Annotated in this window: 22 protein-coding genes; 12 read left to right on the top strand and 10 right to left on the bottom strand. The window is 63.1% G+C overall.

Annotated elements, in window-relative coordinates; translation table 11 throughout:
- From G9463_RS20140 to G9463_RS20115, 6 genes are all read right to left on the bottom strand, one after another.
- Window positions 1-1,853: valine--tRNA ligase (locus G9463_RS20140; protein ID WP_165897656.1), on the bottom strand; the 1,853-nt coding region annotated here is incomplete at its 3' end.
- A 230-nt stretch (window positions 1,854-2,083) separates the two neighbouring features.
- Window positions 2,084-3,001 carry a DUF6293 family protein gene (locus tag G9463_RS20135; RefSeq protein ID WP_004957733.1) on the bottom strand — a complete coding sequence of 306 codons (918 nt, stop codon included), beginning with the start codon at window positions 2,999-3,001 and terminating at the stop codon, window positions 2,084-2,086.
- A 69-nt stretch (window positions 3,002-3,070) separates the two neighbouring features.
- Window positions 3,071-3,502: a DUF2892 domain-containing protein gene (locus G9463_RS20130; RefSeq protein WP_004957731.1), complete on the bottom strand. Its 432-nt coding sequence runs from the start codon at window positions 3,500-3,502 to the stop codon at window positions 3,071-3,073.
- A gap of 102 nt (window positions 3,503-3,604) precedes the next feature.
- The gene (locus G9463_RS20125; protein ID WP_165897655.1) at window positions 3,605-5,131 is read right to left on the bottom strand and encodes a sodium:solute symporter family protein; all 1,527 of its coding nucleotides are present in this window, start codon (window positions 5,129-5,131) and stop codon (window positions 3,605-3,607) included.
- Between the two features lies 1 nt (window position 5,132).
- Entirely contained in the window at window positions 5,133-5,342 is a 210-nt protein-coding gene (locus G9463_RS20120) for a DUF3311 domain-containing protein (RefSeq protein WP_004957724.1), read from the bottom strand.
- A 75-nt stretch (window positions 5,343-5,417) separates the two neighbouring features.
- A complete protein-coding gene (locus G9463_RS20115; RefSeq protein ID WP_004957722.1) occupies window positions 5,418-5,762 on the bottom strand; it encodes a tRNA-binding protein in 345 nt (114 codons plus the stop codon).
- Between the two features lie 51 nt (window positions 5,763-5,813).
- On the opposite strand from G9463_RS20115, the gene G9463_RS20110 reads away from it, so the two are divergent.
- Both G9463_RS20110 and dnaG read left to right on the top strand, forming a co-directional pair.
- Window positions 5,814-6,524 (top strand): sugar phosphate isomerase/epimerase, encoded by a 711-nt coding sequence (locus G9463_RS20110; protein ID WP_165897654.1) that lies wholly within the window; start codon window positions 5,814-5,816, stop codon window positions 6,522-6,524.
- Window positions 6,525-6,702: 178 nt separating this feature from the next.
- Window positions 6,703-8,040: a DNA primase DnaG gene (gene dnaG / locus G9463_RS20105; RefSeq protein ID WP_165897653.1), complete on the top strand. Its 1,338-nt coding sequence runs from the start codon at window positions 6,703-6,705 to the stop codon at window positions 8,038-8,040.
- Here the strand turns inward: dnaG and G9463_RS20100 are convergent.
- Both G9463_RS20100 and G9463_RS20095 read right to left on the bottom strand, forming a co-directional pair.
- Window positions 8,037-8,453: an N-acetyltransferase gene (locus G9463_RS20100; RefSeq protein ID WP_011223805.1), complete on the bottom strand. Its 417-nt coding sequence runs from the start codon at window positions 8,451-8,453 to the stop codon at window positions 8,037-8,039. The two genes, dnaG and G9463_RS20100, sit on opposite strands and share 4 nt — an antisense overlap.
- Window positions 8,450-9,808, bottom strand: a complete 1,359-nt coding sequence (locus G9463_RS20095) for a DUF92 domain-containing protein (protein ID WP_007188872.1) — start codon at window positions 9,806-9,808, stop codon at window positions 8,450-8,452. The genes G9463_RS20100 and G9463_RS20095 overlap by 4 nt, the downstream gene beginning before the upstream one ends.
- A gap of 90 nt (window positions 9,809-9,898) precedes the next feature.
- Here G9463_RS20095 and G9463_RS20090 point away from each other — a divergent pair, with 90 nt between their 5' ends.
- Entirely contained in the window at window positions 9,899-10,507 is a 609-nt protein-coding gene (locus G9463_RS20090) for an undecaprenyl diphosphate synthase family protein (protein WP_004957708.1), read from the top strand.
- 4 nt (window positions 10,508-10,511) lie between these two features.
- Here G9463_RS20090 and uppS read toward each other — a convergent pair whose 3' ends face one another.
- Entirely contained in the window at window positions 10,512-11,438 is a 927-nt protein-coding gene (gene uppS, locus G9463_RS20085; protein WP_121303486.1) for a polyprenyl diphosphate synthase, read from the bottom strand.
- A gap of 115 nt (window positions 11,439-11,553) precedes the next feature.
- Between uppS and G9463_RS20080 the strand changes: the two genes are divergently transcribed.
- From G9463_RS20080 to G9463_RS20070, 3 genes are all read left to right on the top strand, one after another.
- Window positions 11,554-11,748, top strand: a complete 195-nt coding sequence (locus G9463_RS20080) for a cold-shock protein (protein ID WP_004517065.1) — start codon at window positions 11,554-11,556, stop codon at window positions 11,746-11,748.
- Between the two features lie 2 nt (window positions 11,749-11,750).
- Window positions 11,751-11,945: a cold-shock protein gene (locus G9463_RS20075; protein WP_004957702.1), complete on the top strand. Its 195-nt coding sequence runs from the start codon at window positions 11,751-11,753 to the stop codon at window positions 11,943-11,945.
- A gap of 173 nt (window positions 11,946-12,118) precedes the next feature.
- On the top strand, window positions 12,119-12,529 hold the full coding sequence (locus tag G9463_RS20070) for a DUF5778 family protein (RefSeq protein WP_165897652.1): 411 nt from the start codon (window positions 12,119-12,121) through the stop codon (window positions 12,527-12,529).
- 5 nt (window positions 12,530-12,534) lie between these two features.
- Here the strand turns inward: G9463_RS20070 and G9463_RS20065 are convergent, their stop codons facing one another.
- On the bottom strand, window positions 12,535-12,825 hold the full coding sequence (locus tag G9463_RS20065) for a hypothetical protein (RefSeq protein WP_049938914.1): 291 nt from the start codon (window positions 12,823-12,825) through the stop codon (window positions 12,535-12,537).
- A gap of 111 nt (window positions 12,826-12,936) precedes the next feature.
- Between G9463_RS20065 and G9463_RS20060 the strand changes: the two genes are divergently transcribed.
- From G9463_RS20060 to G9463_RS20035, 6 genes are all read left to right on the top strand, one after another.
- Complete coding sequence (locus G9463_RS20060; protein ID WP_165897651.1) at window positions 12,937-13,992, top strand: Lrp/AsnC family transcriptional regulator; 1,056 nt, start codon at window positions 12,937-12,939, stop codon at window positions 13,990-13,992.
- A gap of 46 nt (window positions 13,993-14,038) precedes the next feature.
- Window positions 14,039-14,686, top strand: coding sequence for a bifunctional precorrin-2 dehydrogenase/sirohydrochlorin ferrochelatase (locus tag G9463_RS20055; RefSeq protein WP_165897650.1), 648 nt, complete (start codon window positions 14,039-14,041; stop codon window positions 14,684-14,686).
- Entirely contained in the window at window positions 14,683-16,029 is a 1,347-nt protein-coding gene (gene hemA / locus G9463_RS20050) for a glutamyl-tRNA reductase (protein WP_004957688.1), read from the top strand. Before G9463_RS20055 ends, hemA begins: the two co-directional genes overlap by 4 nt.
- A 41-nt stretch (window positions 16,030-16,070) precedes the next feature.
- Window positions 16,071-16,349, top strand: a complete 279-nt coding sequence (locus tag G9463_RS20045; RefSeq protein ID WP_004957684.1) for a 4a-hydroxytetrahydrobiopterin dehydratase — start codon at window positions 16,071-16,073, stop codon at window positions 16,347-16,349.
- A 10-nt stretch (window positions 16,350-16,359) separates the two neighbouring features.
- Window positions 16,360-16,779: an LWR-salt protein gene (gene lwrS, locus G9463_RS20040; RefSeq protein WP_165897649.1), complete on the top strand. Its 420-nt coding sequence runs from the start codon at window positions 16,360-16,362 to the stop codon at window positions 16,777-16,779.
- A 107-nt stretch (window positions 16,780-16,886) separates the two neighbouring features.
- A partial coding sequence (locus G9463_RS20035; protein ID WP_165897648.1) for an HAD family hydrolase occupies window positions 16,887-17,512 on the top strand: 626 nt, incomplete at its 3' end.

Raw genomic sequence — 17,512 nt, 5'->3', positions numbered from 1 at the left:
GAGGCGTTCCAGAGCTTCTGGAGGAGCCGTTCACCAGCTTCGAGGTCTCCCTCCTTGTACGGGAAGTCGTCGCCGATGGAGGTGCCGGCGGCCCAGTAGCGGGTGGCGTCGACCGGGAACTCTTCAAGCACCTCGCTGGGCGGGATGACGTTGCCCTTGGACTTGGACATCGCCTCGCGGTTCTCGTCCAGCACCATCCCGTTTATCATCACGTTCTCGAATGGCACCTCGCCGGTGTGCTCGTAGCACTTGACGACGGTGTGGAACAGCCAGAACGAGATAATGTCGTGACCCTGCGGGCGCAGGTCGAAGGGGTACAGCTCGGGCAGTTCCATGGTGAACGACTCACTGTCCGCGTCCCAGTCCCAGCCGGCGTTCACGAGCGGCGTCAGCGACGAGGTTGCCCACGTGTCGAAGACGTCCTCCTCGGGCGTCAGCGAGTCGTGGCCACACTCGGGGCAGCTATCGACCGGCGGGGCGTCCGACAGCGGGTCAACCGGCAGCTGCTCGCGCTCGGCCATCACGGGCTCGCCGCAGTCGTCACAGTACCACACCGGGATCGGGATGCCCGAATCGCGCTGGCGGGAGATGCACCAGTCCCATTCGAGCCCCTCAATCCAGTGCTCGTAGCGGGTGGCCATCTTCTCAGGGTACCACTCCATCTGGCGGCCGGCCTCGATATACTCCTCTTTCTTGTCGAGCAGCTCGATGTACCACTGCTCGGTGACGAGATACTCGACCTCCTCTTCACAGCGCTCGTGGACCTGCACGGTGTGGTCGTGGTCGCGGCTCTCGAGCAGCGACCCCTCCTCGCGCAGGTCCTCGATGATGGCCTCACGGGCCTCGGTGGTGTGCATTCCCTCGTACTCGCCGGCCACGTCCGTCATCGTCGCCGATTCGTCGATTGCGAGCCGCAGCGGCAGGTCGTGGGCCTGGTACCACTCGATGTCATTCTGGTCGCCGAACGTACAGCACATGACGATGCCGCTGCCGGTTTCCATGTCGACGCGCTCGTCGGCGATGACGGGAACCTCCTGCTCGAAAAGGGGCACTCGCGCACTGCCACCGACGAGGTGCTGGTTCTCGTCGTCGTCGGGATGGACGAAGACGGCGACACACGCTGGCAGTAGCTCGGGGCGGGTCGTCGAAATCGTAAACGTCGCGTCCTCGTCGGCCGGTCCCTCGCCCGTCTCGACGAGGTCGAAGGCAATGTCGTTGAACAGCGTCGACTTGTCCTTATCCTCCTGCTCGACCTGTGAGATGGCCGTTTCACAGTCCGGACACCAGATGGTCGGCGCGCGCTGACGGTACTCCCGACCCTGTTCGTAGAGGTCGAGGAAGGATAGCTGCGAGACCCGCTGGACGTCCGGCGCGATGGTCTTGTAGGTGTTGTCCCAGTCGATAGAGATCGCCAGTGACTGGACGTCCTGCGTGAACTCGTCCTCGAACTGCGTACACACGTCGCGGCACTTCTCCTGGAACTCCCGGCGCGGGTAATCCTGATGTCGGATGTCGAGTTCGCGCTCTGTCAGTCGCTCCGAGGCGATGCCGTTGTCGTCGTAGCCGAAGGGGAAGTAGACGGTGTCGTCGCGCATCCGGTGGAAGCGAGCGACGAAGTCCTGCAGCGTGAACTGGTAGAGGTGGCCCATGTGGAGGTTCCCCGACACCGTCGGCGGCGGCGTGTCAATGGTGAAGCGGGTGTCAGCGTCCTCGTCGTAGGCGTAGGTCTTGTCCGCGACCCACTGGTCCTGCCACTCCGGCTCTATCTCGCGGGGGTCGTACTCCCCGTCGAGGGCGTCTGCTGATTCGCCTGCGGTCGATTCGTCCTGCGGTGGGTCCTGTGTATCACTCATATTCAAGCGGTGGGTGTAACACCCGGGTAGCATCTGACTGCGGCGTGGTTATCAGCGGTGCGTACGTCGATTTGGAGCGGTGATGTGGGGCGTGGGGACCCCTACACCGACGGGCGCGAGAACCAGCGTTCGGGAGAGTCGACGCAACATCTGTACAATACTCGACCTACGGCAGGATTAATGACTTCGGTTTTCGCCAGCGTCCCGACGGGCTCATACCAGCGACCAGCTCACGGCAGGTCGGACTCGCGGTGCTCGCGGTCCTCGGCGGAGTGGGCGCGGACCCACAGTTGCCCGATGCGGGAGAGCGTCGTCCGGTAGGATTTCCCGTGTTCCTCCTGCTCGATGTACCCTTTTCCACCGGGGCCGAGCCGGTCGACGTTGTAGATGACCTTCGAACGGAAGGAGTCGGTGTACTCCTCACCGAGGTCCCGGGCCAACTGCTGTGCTAGCTCGGAGACGGACTCGAACTCGCCGTGTTCGCCCAGCGTGAAGAGGATGACCTCCTCGAAGGGCTTGACGTTCGAGAAGGAGGCGACGGGAAGCTCGACCACGTGGGAGCCGTCGATCTCCTTCGCGCCGATGGTTGTCCCCCGCTCGTCGAACTCCGATAGCAGGTCCCGCGCGGTTTCGAGTCGGTCGTCAATTCGCTCGTCGACTTCTTCGCCCGTGCGCATGTCCTCTAGCATGTCGATCTGCTTGCGCAGTTCCTCGGCGAGTTCCGTCTCCAGATACTTCTCGGGGACCGTGTAGTAGGTGTGGATGCGGTCCCGGTCGCCCTCGCGTTCGACCATAATCGAGTGGGCCGCGGTCGCAAAGGCAAAGGAGACAGTCCGGGGCATCGCGGAGACGTTGACCCACACCTCGCTGCCCGCGTCGAGTTCCGCGTTGATGAGTTCGAAGGCCTGCTCGAAGGCCTCGTCGTAGTCGTACACGTCGGCGACGACGAACCGCTCGGTTTCCGCTCCGAGCAGGTTCTGATAGTCCTTTTCCAGCTTCTCGGCGAGATTGCGCGAGTACTCGACGTTGGCCTCGCTGCCGACCGCCCCCTCCAGCAGGATGACGCGGTCAACGTCGAGTTGCTCGCGCACCAGCGGCGCGATGAGCCGGTCGTAGTCGAACCCGACCGGGACGATGTGGGTCTGCATATGTGAAAGACTGGGACGGTGATTATAAAAAGAACCAGACTCGGGCTGCTGAGCGTTTATCCCGGCGCGTTACTCGCAGGTCTCGTGGACGATAGCGCCTTCATCGTTCGGCCCACGGCGCTCCCCGGGAACAATAGGGTCCTCGCAGACGGCACAGGTCAGCTCGCCGCTGGCGTGGCCGTTCGCGGTTTCGGTGTCGTCAGCGGACGTAAAGTCTACGCTCACGTCCGTCGACTCGTCGGCTGCCGGCTCGTCGTCCGCGCCGCTCGGTGCAAACACGTCGTCGTCGCTCCCGCTCGTCGTGTCGATGTCGAGCGTGTCGTTGAATCCGCAGTAGCCCGTCGAGGCGTTGAAGCCCAGGCCGAGCGCGCCGATTCCAGCGAGCAGGCCACGCTTGCGCTTCCCGCTGCGAAGCCAGCGCAGGGAGACAATTGTCAGGACGACTGCCAGCACCGCTCGGATCAGGCGGTCGCGACCGCCGACGTTCTTATCGGAGTCCATACCTGTGTATTGGACTGGATGCTTTTGTAGGTTTACATGTCCGACGGTGGCCGCCGTCCGGTGGTTGTCACGGTAAACGGTCGGTACCGGACCGAACGCGTCTCAGTCGCTTTCGACGCCAGAGACGGCGTATGCGGTGCGGTCCTCGGTTGCCGCGGGGGCAGTCATCAGCGAGACAGTGACCGTCAACACGAGACCAACCAAGATGCCCACGATGCCCGGCGTCCAGCCTAAGTACGCCGTCGGCAGGGCAACGTCGAGACCGAACAGTCCTCCAACCGTCGCAAGCACGGGGAAGACGTGCAGGCCGTAAAACACCTGACTCCCGACCACGCCGGCGTACATCCCCGAGCGCGTCGTTCCCTGCCAGTACAGCGCGAGTGCGACGGGAACGGTAAGCTGTGCGAAGCCGCTGAAAGCCGTGTCGCCAATCTGGACCAGCGTCCCCGGGGTGTAGAGACTCGCAACGAACGAGAGGGTGGCAAACACGACAACGCCGATGCGGGCGACGAGTGCCTCGCGGCGGTCGGTCTCTTCGTCGCTGGCGTCGCCGCGGCCGGTCAGCGGCCGGTAGAGGTCCCGTGTGAGGTACGACGAGCCCGACAGCAGCATCGAGTCGCTTGAGGACATCATCGCGGCCATCGCGCCGGCGATGACCAGCGCGGTGAACCACGTCGGCGTGTACTCGCCCAGCAGCGCCGGGATGACGTTGCCGCCTTCCGGGACAGTGACGCCGAGTCCGGCCGCCCACGCCCCCAGCATGAACGCCGGAACGAACAGGAGCAGGACCAGCACCGGCCAGAGTGCAAAGGTGCGCTTGAGCACCTTCTTCGACCCGGCGGCGAAGAAGCGCTGATTGATTTGCGGGAACATCGTCACGCCGAAGGCGATGCTGACCGCGGTCGAGATGATGTACTGCGGCGTGTAGAGCCCGCCGCCGAGGCCGACGAACGCGGGCTCTTCGGACGCCAGCAAGGCCGTCGCTTCGCCCGCACCGTCGACAGCGGAGAGGACCCAGGCGACAGCGACCCAGATCAGCGAGAGCATGAACAGCCCCTGAAGCGTGTCGGTCCAGGCGACGCCACGCATTCCCGAGAGCGCGACGTAGAGAATCATGAACAGCGTGATGCCGCCGGCTCCGACCCAGAACGGGACCGCGCCGTTCGTGAGACCGACGATGGCTTGCCCGGCCCCCTTCTGTTGGAGCATCACGTACGGGAACAGCCAGACGAGGCTCACAGCGGCGACGACAACCCGGAGCGCCGTCGACCCGAACCGGTCGCCAAGCATCTCACCAAGCGTCACGTAGCCGTGGCGCTTGCCGACCAGCCACTGCTTGTATCCCAGCACGTACCAGAGGACGGCGAAGATGATACCGTCCATCAGTCCCATCACGAGAATCCACTCGGGGCCGGCGCTGAACGCGAGGTTCGGGCCGCCGAAGAAGGTAAACGCCGACAGTAGCGTCGCGAAGGTGGTAAACAACAGCACGACCGTGCCGAGCGTCCGGCTTGCGAGGTAGTAGTCCTCGGCGGTGCGCTCGGTGAGCCGGTAGGCGACTGCGCCCACCGCGAGCGCGACGACCATGTACGCGCCGACGATACCCAACTGGAGCGCAGTATCGGCCACGTCAGTTCACCTCCTCGACGCCGAGGCCCCAGTCGGTGCGCGCAAAGACAGCAAAGACGACGCTCGCAAGCGCCATCCATCCAACGTGCCACCACAGCCATACGGGCAGTCCGGCCGCGACCGTGCTGGTGTCCCAGAGGAACCACGGCACTGCCAGTGCCATCAACACGAGCGCGACGACTGTCCACCCAGCGGCCCTGACTGTACTCATATTACGACAGGCTAGCCGCTGGCGGTACTAATGGGTAACGAACCTTCACCGACAGCCGTTGAAGAACTATATTCTTCAATACACGCGGGTCCCGGGTTCGACGTCCCGTTCGGGCGTCAGGTGGACGACGCCGTCCTCGCTGTCGACCCCGGTCACCAGACACTCGCTCTCGAAGCCGGCGATTGAGACCGTCCCGAGGTTGACGACGGCAACGACCTGCGACCCGAGCAAGTCCTCAGGATCGTACACGTCTGTCAGCCCTGCGGCGGACTGGCGCGTTTCGTCGCCAAACGCCACGTCGAGCTTGTACACGTCTTTGCGGGCTTCGGGGAACGGTTCGACGTCGACGATTTCGCCGATACGCATCTCTACGTCTTCGAGGAACCGTGCGGGATCGATCTCGGTTTCAGTGAATCCCATGCGTCCCGGTAGTCCGTCCAGTTATTTTATGACAGCGTTCGCAACAACGGTATGGAGACAGCGATCCAGCTCTGGACGCTCCGCGAACTCCGGGAACCGCTATCGGACGTACTCGACCGCATCAGCGCCGCGGGCTACGACGGCGTGGAGTTCGCCGGCATCGGCGACCCGGGCGCGTCCCGGCGCGCGCTCGACGAAGCGGGACTCGGCGTTGCCGGCGTCCACGTTCAACTGGAAGACCTGCAGTCCGACACCCGCACCGTTGGCAATCAGGTCCGGACACTTGACGCGCCGTATTTCGTTCTCCCGTATCTCGATGACGATCACTTCGCAAGTGAGAGCGCAGTCGAGTCGACGGTGACGCTACTCGAAATGCTTGCGGCGGAGTTTGACCGACCGCTCCTGTACCACAACCACGACCACGAGTTCGTCCCGCTCGGCGACGGGACCGCCTTCGACGCGCTCGTCGACCAGACGACGATCGGGTTCGAGTTCGACGCCGGGTGGGCGCACGCGGCGGGACAGGACCCCGTCGAACTGATTCGGCGACTCGACGGGCGCGTTCCAGTCGTCCACCTCAAAGACATGACCGCGGACGGAGAGCCGACGGCTCTCGGTGACGGCGTGGTGCCGCTTCAGGGGGTGGTCGATGCAGCCCGTGAGGCGGGGACTGAGTGGCTGGTCTTCGAGCACGACAACCCCGAGGACCCGGTTGACGCCATTCAGGCCGGTATCGACGGCATGACTCCGCTACTGAGGTGAGTGGCCGACCTTTCGGGAATAGAATGGTATACAGAGGCAGTGTCGGAGCGCCGCGTACCTGCGGGAAGGTTTGATTTCGACTCGCGTGCGCAAGGTTATTCCGCTGTACTACCCAACATCAGTATAGTGACAGCAGTCCGTCGGAACACCGGGTGACGGGCTGGAAAACAGGACAATCATGCAAGATACGGCGAAATATTTGATACATGCCGACATCACGGCGGCGGGAGTCGTCGAGCGGAGCGATGTCGTCGGCGCGGTGTTCGGCCAGACGGAAGGATTACTCGGTGACGAACTGGATCTGCGGGACCTGCAGGACTCGAAGAAGGTCGGCCGCATCGACGTGGAGATACGCTCCGAGGGCGGACAGTCTTTTGGAGAGATTACCGTCGCGAGCGGCCTCGACAGGGTCGAAACAGCGATCCTCGCTGCGGCACTGGAGACCATCGAACAGGTGGGGCCGTGTCGTGCCGAGATCGAAGTTTCCGAGATCGAGGACGTACGCAGCGCCAAGCGGCGCGAAGTCGTTGAGCGCGCGACGGAACTCCTGAACGACTTCGAGGAGAAGTCCATCCAGACCGCGGACATCGTCGAGACGGTCAGACAGCAGGTCCGAGTCGCCGATGTGACCGACTATGAAGGACTCCCAGCTGGACCACGCGTGGCTGACTCCGACGCGATTGTCGTCGTCGAGGGGCGCTCGGACGTGATGCAACTGCTCAAATACGGCATCAAGAACGCTGTCGCAGTCGAGGGAACTGATGTCCCCGACGCTATTGCGGATCTGACGGCCGGTCGAACGGTCACGTCGTTCCTCGACGGTGACCGCGGTGGGGACCTCATCCTGAAGGAACTCGCGCAGGTCGGCGACGTGGACTACGTCGCCGTCACTCCCAGCGACAAGTCCGTCGAGGACCTCTCACGCAGCGAGGTGATGTCGGCACTACGGGACAAAGTTCCGTACGAAACGGTCGCAAGCGCCAAGAGCCTCGACAGCATCCGCGAGGAGATGTCTCAGGCAGGGGAGTCGACCACTGCCGACGGCGGTGCCGTGGCGGCCGCGACATCGGATGACGCCGCTGACAACCAGCCATCGCCCAGCGCACAGACAGGGTCGGCGAAGGTCGAGACAACCGATGGGACGACGAGCGTCGTGGACAACTCAAACGCAACCGCTGTGGCGGATGCCACGACCGACGAGGAGACGACTGAAAACGACGACGGACCGACTATCCCCTCGCTTTCGGACCACATCGAAGCCGTTATTCAGACCCACAGCGGAACCGCCAGGCTGGTCGACGAGGATGCGACGCTGCTTGCGGAGGGTGACGCAGATGCCGTTGTTTCATTGCTTGAATCCACCGAGGACGTTCCCAAAACTGTCGTCATCGATGCCGACTGCTCGCAGAAGCTCCTCGACGTTGCCGCCCAGCGCGGCGTCGATGTCGTCGTCGCTGCCGGCCACGGCGAGTACGTCAAACAGCCGACGGCCGTGCAGGTCCGTATCGAGAGTTAGAGGTCCCGAACGAACAGCACCCCGTCGCCGTCGTCGTAGTGGTCGGGGAGCTCGTCGGCGACCGAGAATCCGAACCCGTCGTAGAATGAGCGTGCCCGGTTGTCGTCTGCGCGTGCGGTGAGTCTCACTGTTTCGAACCCACTAGTCCGGAGCCTGTCCAGCAGCCCGTTCATCAGTGTCGTCCCGAGGCCCTGCCCCTGTTTGCCGGGCGCGATGGCGAACTCAGCTAAGTATGCGACCGGATGATCCGGCACGACCAAGGCGTAGCCGAGCGGTTCGCCGATATCGAGAACTAGCACGAGCGGCGGGCCATCGATTCCGACGCCGAGGAGTTCCGGCCACGGCTCATCGAGCGCGTTCGTCTGAATAGCCCGGAGTCGAACCTCGTCTTCGGAACGAGCCTCCCGGATCATAGGAGGCCGGCGGTCAGCACGACGCCAGCGCCGGTCAGCGCGGCCGCCAGGGTTGCGAGCATATTGACGCCCTGATTGCCGACGACCGAGCCCTCGACAGTCGCACCCAGCAGGCTGTCGACGGTCATGCCGACCAGCCCACAGAGGAGGATGACGCCGCTGCCGACTGTGCTGATGTCCTGCGTGAGCGCGGCGATGCCGGCGATGATGCCCGCGCCGGCGGCCCCGGCGGCAACGCCCTGCCAAGTCACGCCGCCATCAGTACCCGGTTCGACGGGCCTGAGCGTCGTGATGAGCCGCGGGTTGTCGTAGAGCCCGCCGAACTCGCTGGAGAACGTATCTGTCATCGCGGCGGCGACGGCTCCGGCGAAGGCATAGAAGAACAGGAGCGGGTCGACGGCGATATGGCTTGGACTCGCCGCCGCCGCGACGACGGCGAACAGCGCGACGATGGAGTTCGCGAGCACGTTCCCGCTCCCGCGTGCGCCCTCGTTCTCCTCGGCGATGCCGCGGTCGAGTTTCTCGTCGTAGCGATACTTCGTCGAGAGGCCACCGAGCCCGAAAAAGGTTATGAGCATGGCGAACCAGCCGAAGCCGCCGAGCACGATGGTCAAAAAAGAGAGGAGAACGCCAGTGAGCATCCCCGGCAGGGATGCGGTGTCAAGCGCGTACGAGAGATAGCCGAGCAGTACTGTCACGGCGAGTGCGATGACGACGCGCCGTGCCGTCACCGACGGGTCGAGTTCGAAAAACAGCCACAGCAGCAGTCCCACGGTGAGCATCACCAGCGGGTCGTCCCGCTCAAACAGGACCGAGCGAAGCAGTGCGGCGACGAACGCACCGCTGGCGGCAAGAAACAGCACGAGCGGGAGGTCGACGGCGGCCGCTCCCTCACCGACGGCCGCCTGAATCCGCGTTCCGAGCACCTGCCCCGCGACGCCGGCGACGAAGCCGACGAGAACGAAGCCCGCGGTTGCGACCACTTCGTCGGAGCGGACGGTGTATGCGAGCCGCTGGCCGAGGTTTCCGTAGGCGACGATGACAACGACGCCGACGAACATCGGCACCGGCAGACTGAATCGGACGGCAAGTAGCGCGAGGCCGGCGGCGGCAAGCGAGAAGGCTGCCAGCCCGTACAGTTTCCCGTCCTCGTAGTCACCGGGGCGCGCGAACAGGTCGAACAGCCGCGAGTCCTGCCCGATGACCGTCACGCCGAGCGCGGCGACGAGGACGAAGGGGGCGATAGCGGCGACAGTCGCGAGTTCGAGCGAGCGAAAGCCCGTTGCGGCCGGAACGGCGACCGCGAGGGTCCCCACGGCGGCGAACGCACCTGCCCGACGGACTGTGCCAGTCACGTCCCACCGGTATCCCCGAGAGGCACTTACCCTTTCCGAACTGTCGAAGGGACCGTGGGATTTACTGGGGCTGTCAGCATACCGGCGGACGTGGGACTATATGACCGATATCTCGCAACGCGCGTTCGGCGCAGCGACGCCGACCTGCCCGAGACGGTCGCGCTGGTGATTACGGAGCGGGATCTGCTTGGAGACGGCGCGTACCGGACCTTAGAGCGTTTTTTCGACTGGGCCGTCCAGTACGGCACCGACACCGTCGTCGTCTACGTGAGTGTCCTCGACGAGGAAGCGATCCCGACGCTGCAGCGTGAACTCGAAAGTGTCACCGCGCCACGGGAGATAGCGGTCAGAGTACCGGACGACGAGACGACGGCCGACGCCCCGATTCAGATTTCAATCGGACTCGGCGGCCAGTCAGAGTTCGCGACGGCCGTCCAGAAACTAGCAGAAGACGTCGATACGGGCTCACTCGACCCGAGCGACATCGACGAGGCCGCGGTCGAGGAGCATCTCGTCTTTCCGACCGACCCGGATCTGGTGATCAAGACCGGGGCCGAGCGGCTCTCCGATTTCATGATCTGGCAGTCCGTGTATTCGGAGCTGTATTTCACTGACGTGAACTGGCAGAACTTCCGGCTTCGGGATTACTTGCGGGCGTTGCGGGATTATCAGGAGCGACAGCGGCGATTTGGCCGCTAGGAGGTCAGTCCGCGAGGTCGTACTCTTCGTCGAGTTGCTCGCGTTCGGTACTCGGGAGCGCGTCACGGAATCGCCCGAGCATCCGCTTGGCCGTCGGTAGCTCCGATTGCTCGATGGCACGAACCAGTGCCAGCGACCGCTCGGCACGGGTCGTCCGCCAGGAATCCTCGCGGTTCTGGTACGTTCGGATCGCTCGCAGGAAGTCGACCTTCCGGAATTCGGGCCAGTAGGGCGTACAGAAGAACGTGGCGGCCTCGTTGCCGTTGGCGTGCCACGGCAGGAAGTTCGAGGTGCGTTCGTCACCGCCGGTTCGAACGATGAGATCAACGTCGCGGGTCGGCCCCTCGTAAAGCCGCTCTTCGATGGTTTCCGCAGAGACGTCCGTCGGGTCAAGGGTCTCGTTCTCGACAGCAGCGGCAACGTCGCGGGCCGCACCGAGCAACTCGGCCCGGCCGCCATAGGCCAGCGCGATGTTGAGATTGAGCTGGTCGTACTGCGCCGTTCGTCCCTCAGCGTAGTCGATAGCGTCTCGGACCCGGTCGGGTAACATCTCCGTCTCGCCGATGGCGCGGATACACACGCCGGCCTCGTGGACCCGGTCGGCGTCGGCAAATGTTCGGAGCTTCTGTTCGACGAGGTCGAAGATGTGTTCGCGTTCCTCGGGGTCGCGGTCGAAGTTCTCCGTCGAGAACGTGTACAGCGTCACCTCACGAATGCCGAGTTCGTCGCACCAGTTCAACAGTGCCTCCGTCGTTTGGGCTCCTTCTCTGTGGCCTTCCTGTTTTTTTGTGCCCTGCTTTTCAGCGTATCTTCGGTTCCCGTCCATAATGACTGCGACGTGGTCCGGCGTTCCAGACAGTTCCCACTGGAGCAATCGCTCGTAGGCTGCATATCCCAGTCGCTTCCCCCTCGATAGCATCGTTGTATACATTTCAACCACTCAATAAGGGCTTTGTGGAAGGGACCGGGTACAGTTATTTCCCGCCTAATCTGTCGAAATATATGCGCATAGTTTTAATATACCACGGCGTCACATTCGAATTGCAATGGCGACCGGTACGGTAGACTTCTTCAACGACACAGGCGGTTACGGTTTCATCGATACCGAAGACTCCGACGAGGACGTCTTCTTCCACATGGAGGACATCGACGGTCCTGACCTCGAGGAGGGGCAAGAAGTGGAATTCGAGATTGAGCAGGCCGACAAAGGCCCGCGCGCGAAAAACCTCACGCGGCTGTAACCATGGCGACAGGCACTGTAGACTTCTTCAACGATACGGGTGGCTACGGTTTCATCGAAACCGACGATGCCGACGAAGACGTGTTCTTCCACATGGAAGACGTCGGCGGCCCGGACTTAGAAGAAGGGCAAGAAGTCGAATTCGACATCGAACAGGCAGACAAAGGCCCGCGGGCGAAGAACCTCGAGCGACTGTAAGCGAGGGCGGCTCGCTTTTCAACGGGTTCGGGACCGACTGAGCGGTGCGACTCGACAGCGTGTGGGTTCCCACCACTGTCGCTGCACCGCCTCTCGAACCGAATATCTTCGGGTAGACCTATCAGCACTCTGAATCCGAAGTGCCTTAGGGACAGCAACACCGACCGCATGGTATGAGCGAGGCCGACGCACTCGACGATGACCTTTACCGCCGGACCAAACAACTACTTGAGCCGGGCGAGATTCAGCTCAACGGCGCTGTCGTCCACACGGAGTACGACGGTAGCGACGAGATAGAGATGATGCAGGCCACCATCGAAGTCGGTGAGTTCATTGCCGAGGGCGCTGGTCTGGACCCGACGAACACGTTCGTCTACTCCGGCAGCGACGACCCCGAGTTCGCGTCGAACCAGCATCAGGGCCTCACGCTGGACGACGAGGAGTTCGTCTGGGAGTGTCAGCAGCTCCTTCGCAACGGTTCCTTCGATCTAGTGTTCTACTACGAGGCGAGCGCCGACCACGACGGGATTCTCGAAGCGGTCGAGAACGCTGGCTACGCAGTCACCGGCGTCGAAGGCGAGTAAGCCCGTCAATCGCCGGTCGACAGCCGCTCTTGGCAATTGTGACAGTACGTGTAGTTGGGGCCGTTCGCTGCGCCACAGATACGACAGCTCCTTGCGTCGACTGCAGCCTGTTCGAAGTAGGCGTTGAGCTGGCCGGTGTCGCGACCGTTGCGTTGGCCGCTGAACTGCTCGACCAGCGTATCATGTGCGGCGTAATCCATGAGCCGGAACATGAGGACAAACCACAGCGGCACCCCTATCAGGACGAACAGGTAGACCAGCAGCCGGACTGTCAGTTCGGCTGTCGAGATTGCCACACGTGAACTAGGGGCGCAAAGGGGTAAAACGCTCCGGCAACCCGGATATGCGGGCCGCGTTTGCTCGCCTGTCCCGGGCTATTTTTATTCGCAGAACTCCCAGCTTTCGGTATGAGCGAAGACCTCGGGACGGTAGACCGGGCGGTGTTGAACGCCTTCCAGGGCGGCTTCCCGGTCGTCGAACGGCCGTTCGAACCGGCCGCGGCGGCCCTCGCCGACCACGGCGTCGACATCGACGCGGACGAGCTGCTAGCGCGCGTACAGGACCTCGACGACGCGGGCGTGCTCACGCGGTTCGGGGCACTCATCAATGCTGAAGCGATCGGTGGCACCGCCACGCTTGTCGCAACTCACGCCCCCGAGGACAGCTACGACGAGCACGCCGAGATAATAAACGCGTACCCGGAGGTCGCGCACAATTACGAGCGCGAACATCCCCATCTAAATATGTGGTTCGTGGTTTCGGTGGCCGAGGAAAGTCGAGTCGAGGAGGTACTAGCCGAAATCGAGGCCGAAACCGGTGAGGAGACGTACAACCTCCCGAAACAGCAGGAGTTCCACGTCGGCGCGAAGTTCCCCGTCGAGGGGCCACAGACCCAGGACATCGACTGTTCGGCTCTGGGGCCGGACGTGACCCCGACCGACAGCCAGTCTCTGACCGCCGACGAACTGGACCTCGTGCTGGAAATTCAGGACGGGCTCCCGGTCACTGCCACGCCGTACGCTGACGTGGCTGCTGAAATTGACGCCGACGTTGATTGGGTACTGGAGACAATACAGCAGTTCAACATGGAAGGAAAGGTCCGCCGGGTCGGCGTTATCCCGAACCACTACGCGCTTGGCTACAGCGAGAACGGGATGACTGTCTGGGACGTGCCCGACGAGGTCATCGACGAGGTTGGCCCGGATATCGCCGAGTTCGACTTCGTGACACACTGCTACGAGCGGCCTCGCCACGACGGTGTCTGGCCGTACAACTTCTTCGCGATGACTCACGGGCGAAGCGAGGCGGAGAGTCAGGAGCGCATCCAGCAGGTCCGCGACCGGATGGCTAAACACTGGGACGTGTCCGAGGACGACTGGGACACGCTGTTCTCGACGCGCATTCTCAAAAAGACGGGTATCAGGCTGGACGAACGAGCGCGACAGAACACAGAAACGGCGTGACCGTGCGTATGCAGGACCGTAGTGCTGAATCAGGGAGTGCCAACCGATGATTCCACTCATGCACGACTTCGAGGGCGAGACGGTGCTCGTCGTCGGCGGCGGTCCAGTCGGCGCGCGCAAGGCTCGAACATTCGCTACGGAGGCGAGCGTCGTCGTCCTCAGCCCTGAGTTCGGCGACCGGACGTTCGCTGACGCCGAAAAAGTCCGAGCCGCACCGACCCCAGAGGACGCCACAGACTGGGTCGAGCGGACCGACCCGGCGCTGGTCGTTGCCGCGACAGACGACTCGGACCTGAACGGCGCTTTTAGCACAGCTGCCGCGGAACACGGCGCGCTTGTCAACCGCGCCGACGACCATGGCGACCAGTCGTTCGGCAACATTGTCGTGCCTGCCACGGTACGAGACGACCCCGTGACGCTGGCGATTGCGACCGGCGGACGCGCGCCAGCGCTGTCGAAGCACCTTCGCGAGCGGTTCGAAGACGAGTTCGGAAACGCTGGCCTGATGGCGGACCTTGTTGGCGACCTCCGTGAGGACCTGCGCGACCGGGGGGTCCCGCCGGCCAAACGGCGTGACGCCGTTAGGTTCGTTGTCAGGTCACGGGAAGTTTGGAAGGCTTTAGATAGTGGCAGGTCCAAGGGAGAGCAAGTAGCTAGAGACGTGATCGGAGAGTTACCTGGTGATCAAACGTGAGAGGGGACACTGGTGCAATTGTTGGGGTCTGTATCTCCCATGAGCGCGCAAGCGTCGACCAATTAGAAACCGCTGCGGCGGACAGCGAGCGCCACGCCGTCGAATCCTTGCTCGCGAACCCCGCGGTCGAAGAAGCGATTGCACTGCAGACGTGTAACCGTACCGAGGGGTACGTTGTCGTCTCTGATCACGAGGACGGGCTCGAGGCCCTCGAACTGTTTACCCGAGCCGTGCCCGACGATGTCGTCGTCGAGATGGGTCACGAGGAGAGCCTCCGTCACTTGCTCCGGGTGGCCGCCGGCCTCGAATCGATTGTGCTGGGCGAAGACCAGATCCTCGGCCAGCTTCGGACCGCCTACGAGACCGCTCGCGGCGTTGGCGGCATCGGGCCGATGCTTGAAGACGGCGTCACGAAAGCGATCCACGTCGGCGAGCGCGCCCGCACGGAGACGAAAATCAACGAAGGAGTCGTCTCGATTGCCTCCGCCGCGGTTCGCTTGCTCAAACAGGAGAGTTCGCTGACTGACGGGACAGCGCTCGTTGTTGGGGCTGGCGAGATGGGCCAACTCGCTGCGGAGGCGCTTAGCGAGGAGGTAGACCGACTGCTCGTGGCTAACCGGACGGTCCCACACGCGGAACATATCGCTGAGTCGGTCGATATCGACGCCAGCGCACTCGCACTTGACGGTATCGAAGCGGCTGTCTCCGAGGCCAGTGCCGTCATTTCGGCAACGGGAAGCGGCGATCAGGTGTTCGATATCGGGACCTTCAGCGATTCCGGCGACGTATCCATTGTCGATATTGCCCAGCCGCGTGATGTCCCGGCGGGTGCGGACCGCCTCCCGTCGGTGACAGTGTATGACCTTGACGCGCTGGAGTCGGTGACTGCCGAAACACGGAACAAGCGGCAGCGAGCCGCCGAAGCGGTCGAGCGTATCGTCGACGAGGAGTTCGACCGCCTGCTCACGCAGTACAAGCGCAAACGCGCCGACAGGGTCATCTCGACGATGTACGAAAGCGCCGAACAGGTCAAGGCAGCAGAAATAAACAGTGCGCTTTCGGCGGCTGACTTCGATGATGAACAGGCTGAAGTCGTTGAAGCAATGGCCGACGCTATCGTCTCGCAGATCCTCGCCGCACCGACCAAGAGCCTGCGCGACGCCGCGGAGGAGGATGACTGGTCGACGATTCATACGGCGCTCCAGCTGTTCGACCCGGACTTCGGCGGCCCCGACCAGGCTACCCCGCCCGAGTTCACCAAGGGCATGTCGGTCGAGGACATCCCTGACGGTATGCGCGACGAGATCCCGAACGCGATGCTTGACCGACTCTCCGACGACTGACCACGCCCACCTTTTTGCCTACGCCGTCCGACGTATCCGATATGGCAGACCTGCTCTCTGATGCAGAGATTAGCGACCGGCTACCCGAGGAATGGACCCGCGAAGACGACGAAATCGTTCGTGTCTTTGAGTTCGACGGCTATCTGGACGCGTCGGGGTTTCTGAGCGCCGCGGCCGGCCTCGCCGAGGACGCGTGGCATCACCCGGAGATGACCATCCGCTGGGGTGAGGTCGAAGTCCGACTCACGACCCACGACGCCGGCGGCATCACGGAAAACGACATTGACCTTGCCGAGCGGCTGAACGGCATCCACGACTGACGGTGTGACAGTGGATACGACAGGCGGACTCACGTCGCTCCAGCCGACTGATCCAGACGGCGCGACCGCCCGGTACGTGTTCCGTGTGGAAATCGAGCTTGAACCGGCCGCTGATGGGCTATGGACCGACCCCGACCGGTTCGAGACGACGCTGTATCGGGCAGCTGACGACCCGGGGGAACGCGGTTGGCTGTTCTTCCGGGACACGCTCTGGCGGGGCAAACTCGCTGACGAACCGCATTTCCGTCGGCTCGTCGAAGACGAACTCGGCTGTCCAGTTGTTTCGGCGTCGTTCAGTGAACTCAGGACCGACGAGGCGTATTTCGACGCGCTGAAGAGCGAAATCGCGGACGACCTATCCCTGTTCAATGCCGGGTCGGTCAGCGAAGTCGTCACCAAGTACCTCGGTAGCTCGATTCGGGTGGGGTGAAACGAGACGCGACTGTGTAGTCAGTGGCTACAGAGAGGTTATACACAGCAAAACCGGTCGTAGGGCCCGAAAGACTTTATCAGAGAATCGCTAAATAATCTATCCCCATGACCACCGACTACGACTTCTGGCTGTTTGATCTCGACGGGACGCTCGTCGATATCGAGCCAGCGTACCCCCGGAAAGTGATGGGTGCCGTCGGCGACCGCCTCGGCGTCGAGTTCACGGACCGGGAGCGGGATGCACTCTGGTACGGCTTCGGTGGGACACGGTCACGGACGCTTGCGGAGCGCAACGTCGACCAGCAGGAGTTCTGGCGGCTGTTCCACGAGGAGGAAGACCCTATTGCGCGGGCCGAGGCGACGTATCTCTACGACGATGCCGAGCAGTTCCTCGCGACCCTCGATACACCGGTCGGACTGGTCACGCACTGCCAGCAGTACCTCACCGAACCAGTGCTTGACCATCTGGACATCACCGACTGGTTCGAAACGGTCGTCTGCTGTGACGATGACATCGGCTGGAAGCCCGACCCGAAGCCGGTGGAACTGGCGATGCGGGAGATGGATGTCTGGTACAACGGCCACCACGGTGTGCTGGCTGGAGACAATCCGTCAGACATCGGTGCGGCGTGGAACGCGGGCCTCGACGGCGTTCACGTTGGTCGTCGGTCCCCCACGGAGACGGGCCGGTGCGTGCGCGGCGATAGACGGGTCGCCTCGCTGCTGGACCT

It is taken from the genome of Haloarcula sp. JP-Z28 (assembly GCF_011440255.1).
In the GTDB taxonomy this organism is placed as follows: domain Archaea; phylum Halobacteriota; class Halobacteria; order Halobacteriales; family Haloarculaceae; genus Haloarcula; species Haloarcula marismortui.
The sequence above is the reverse complement of the archived record's forward strand: the minus strand, read 5'-3'. Positions and strand labels throughout refer to the sequence as shown.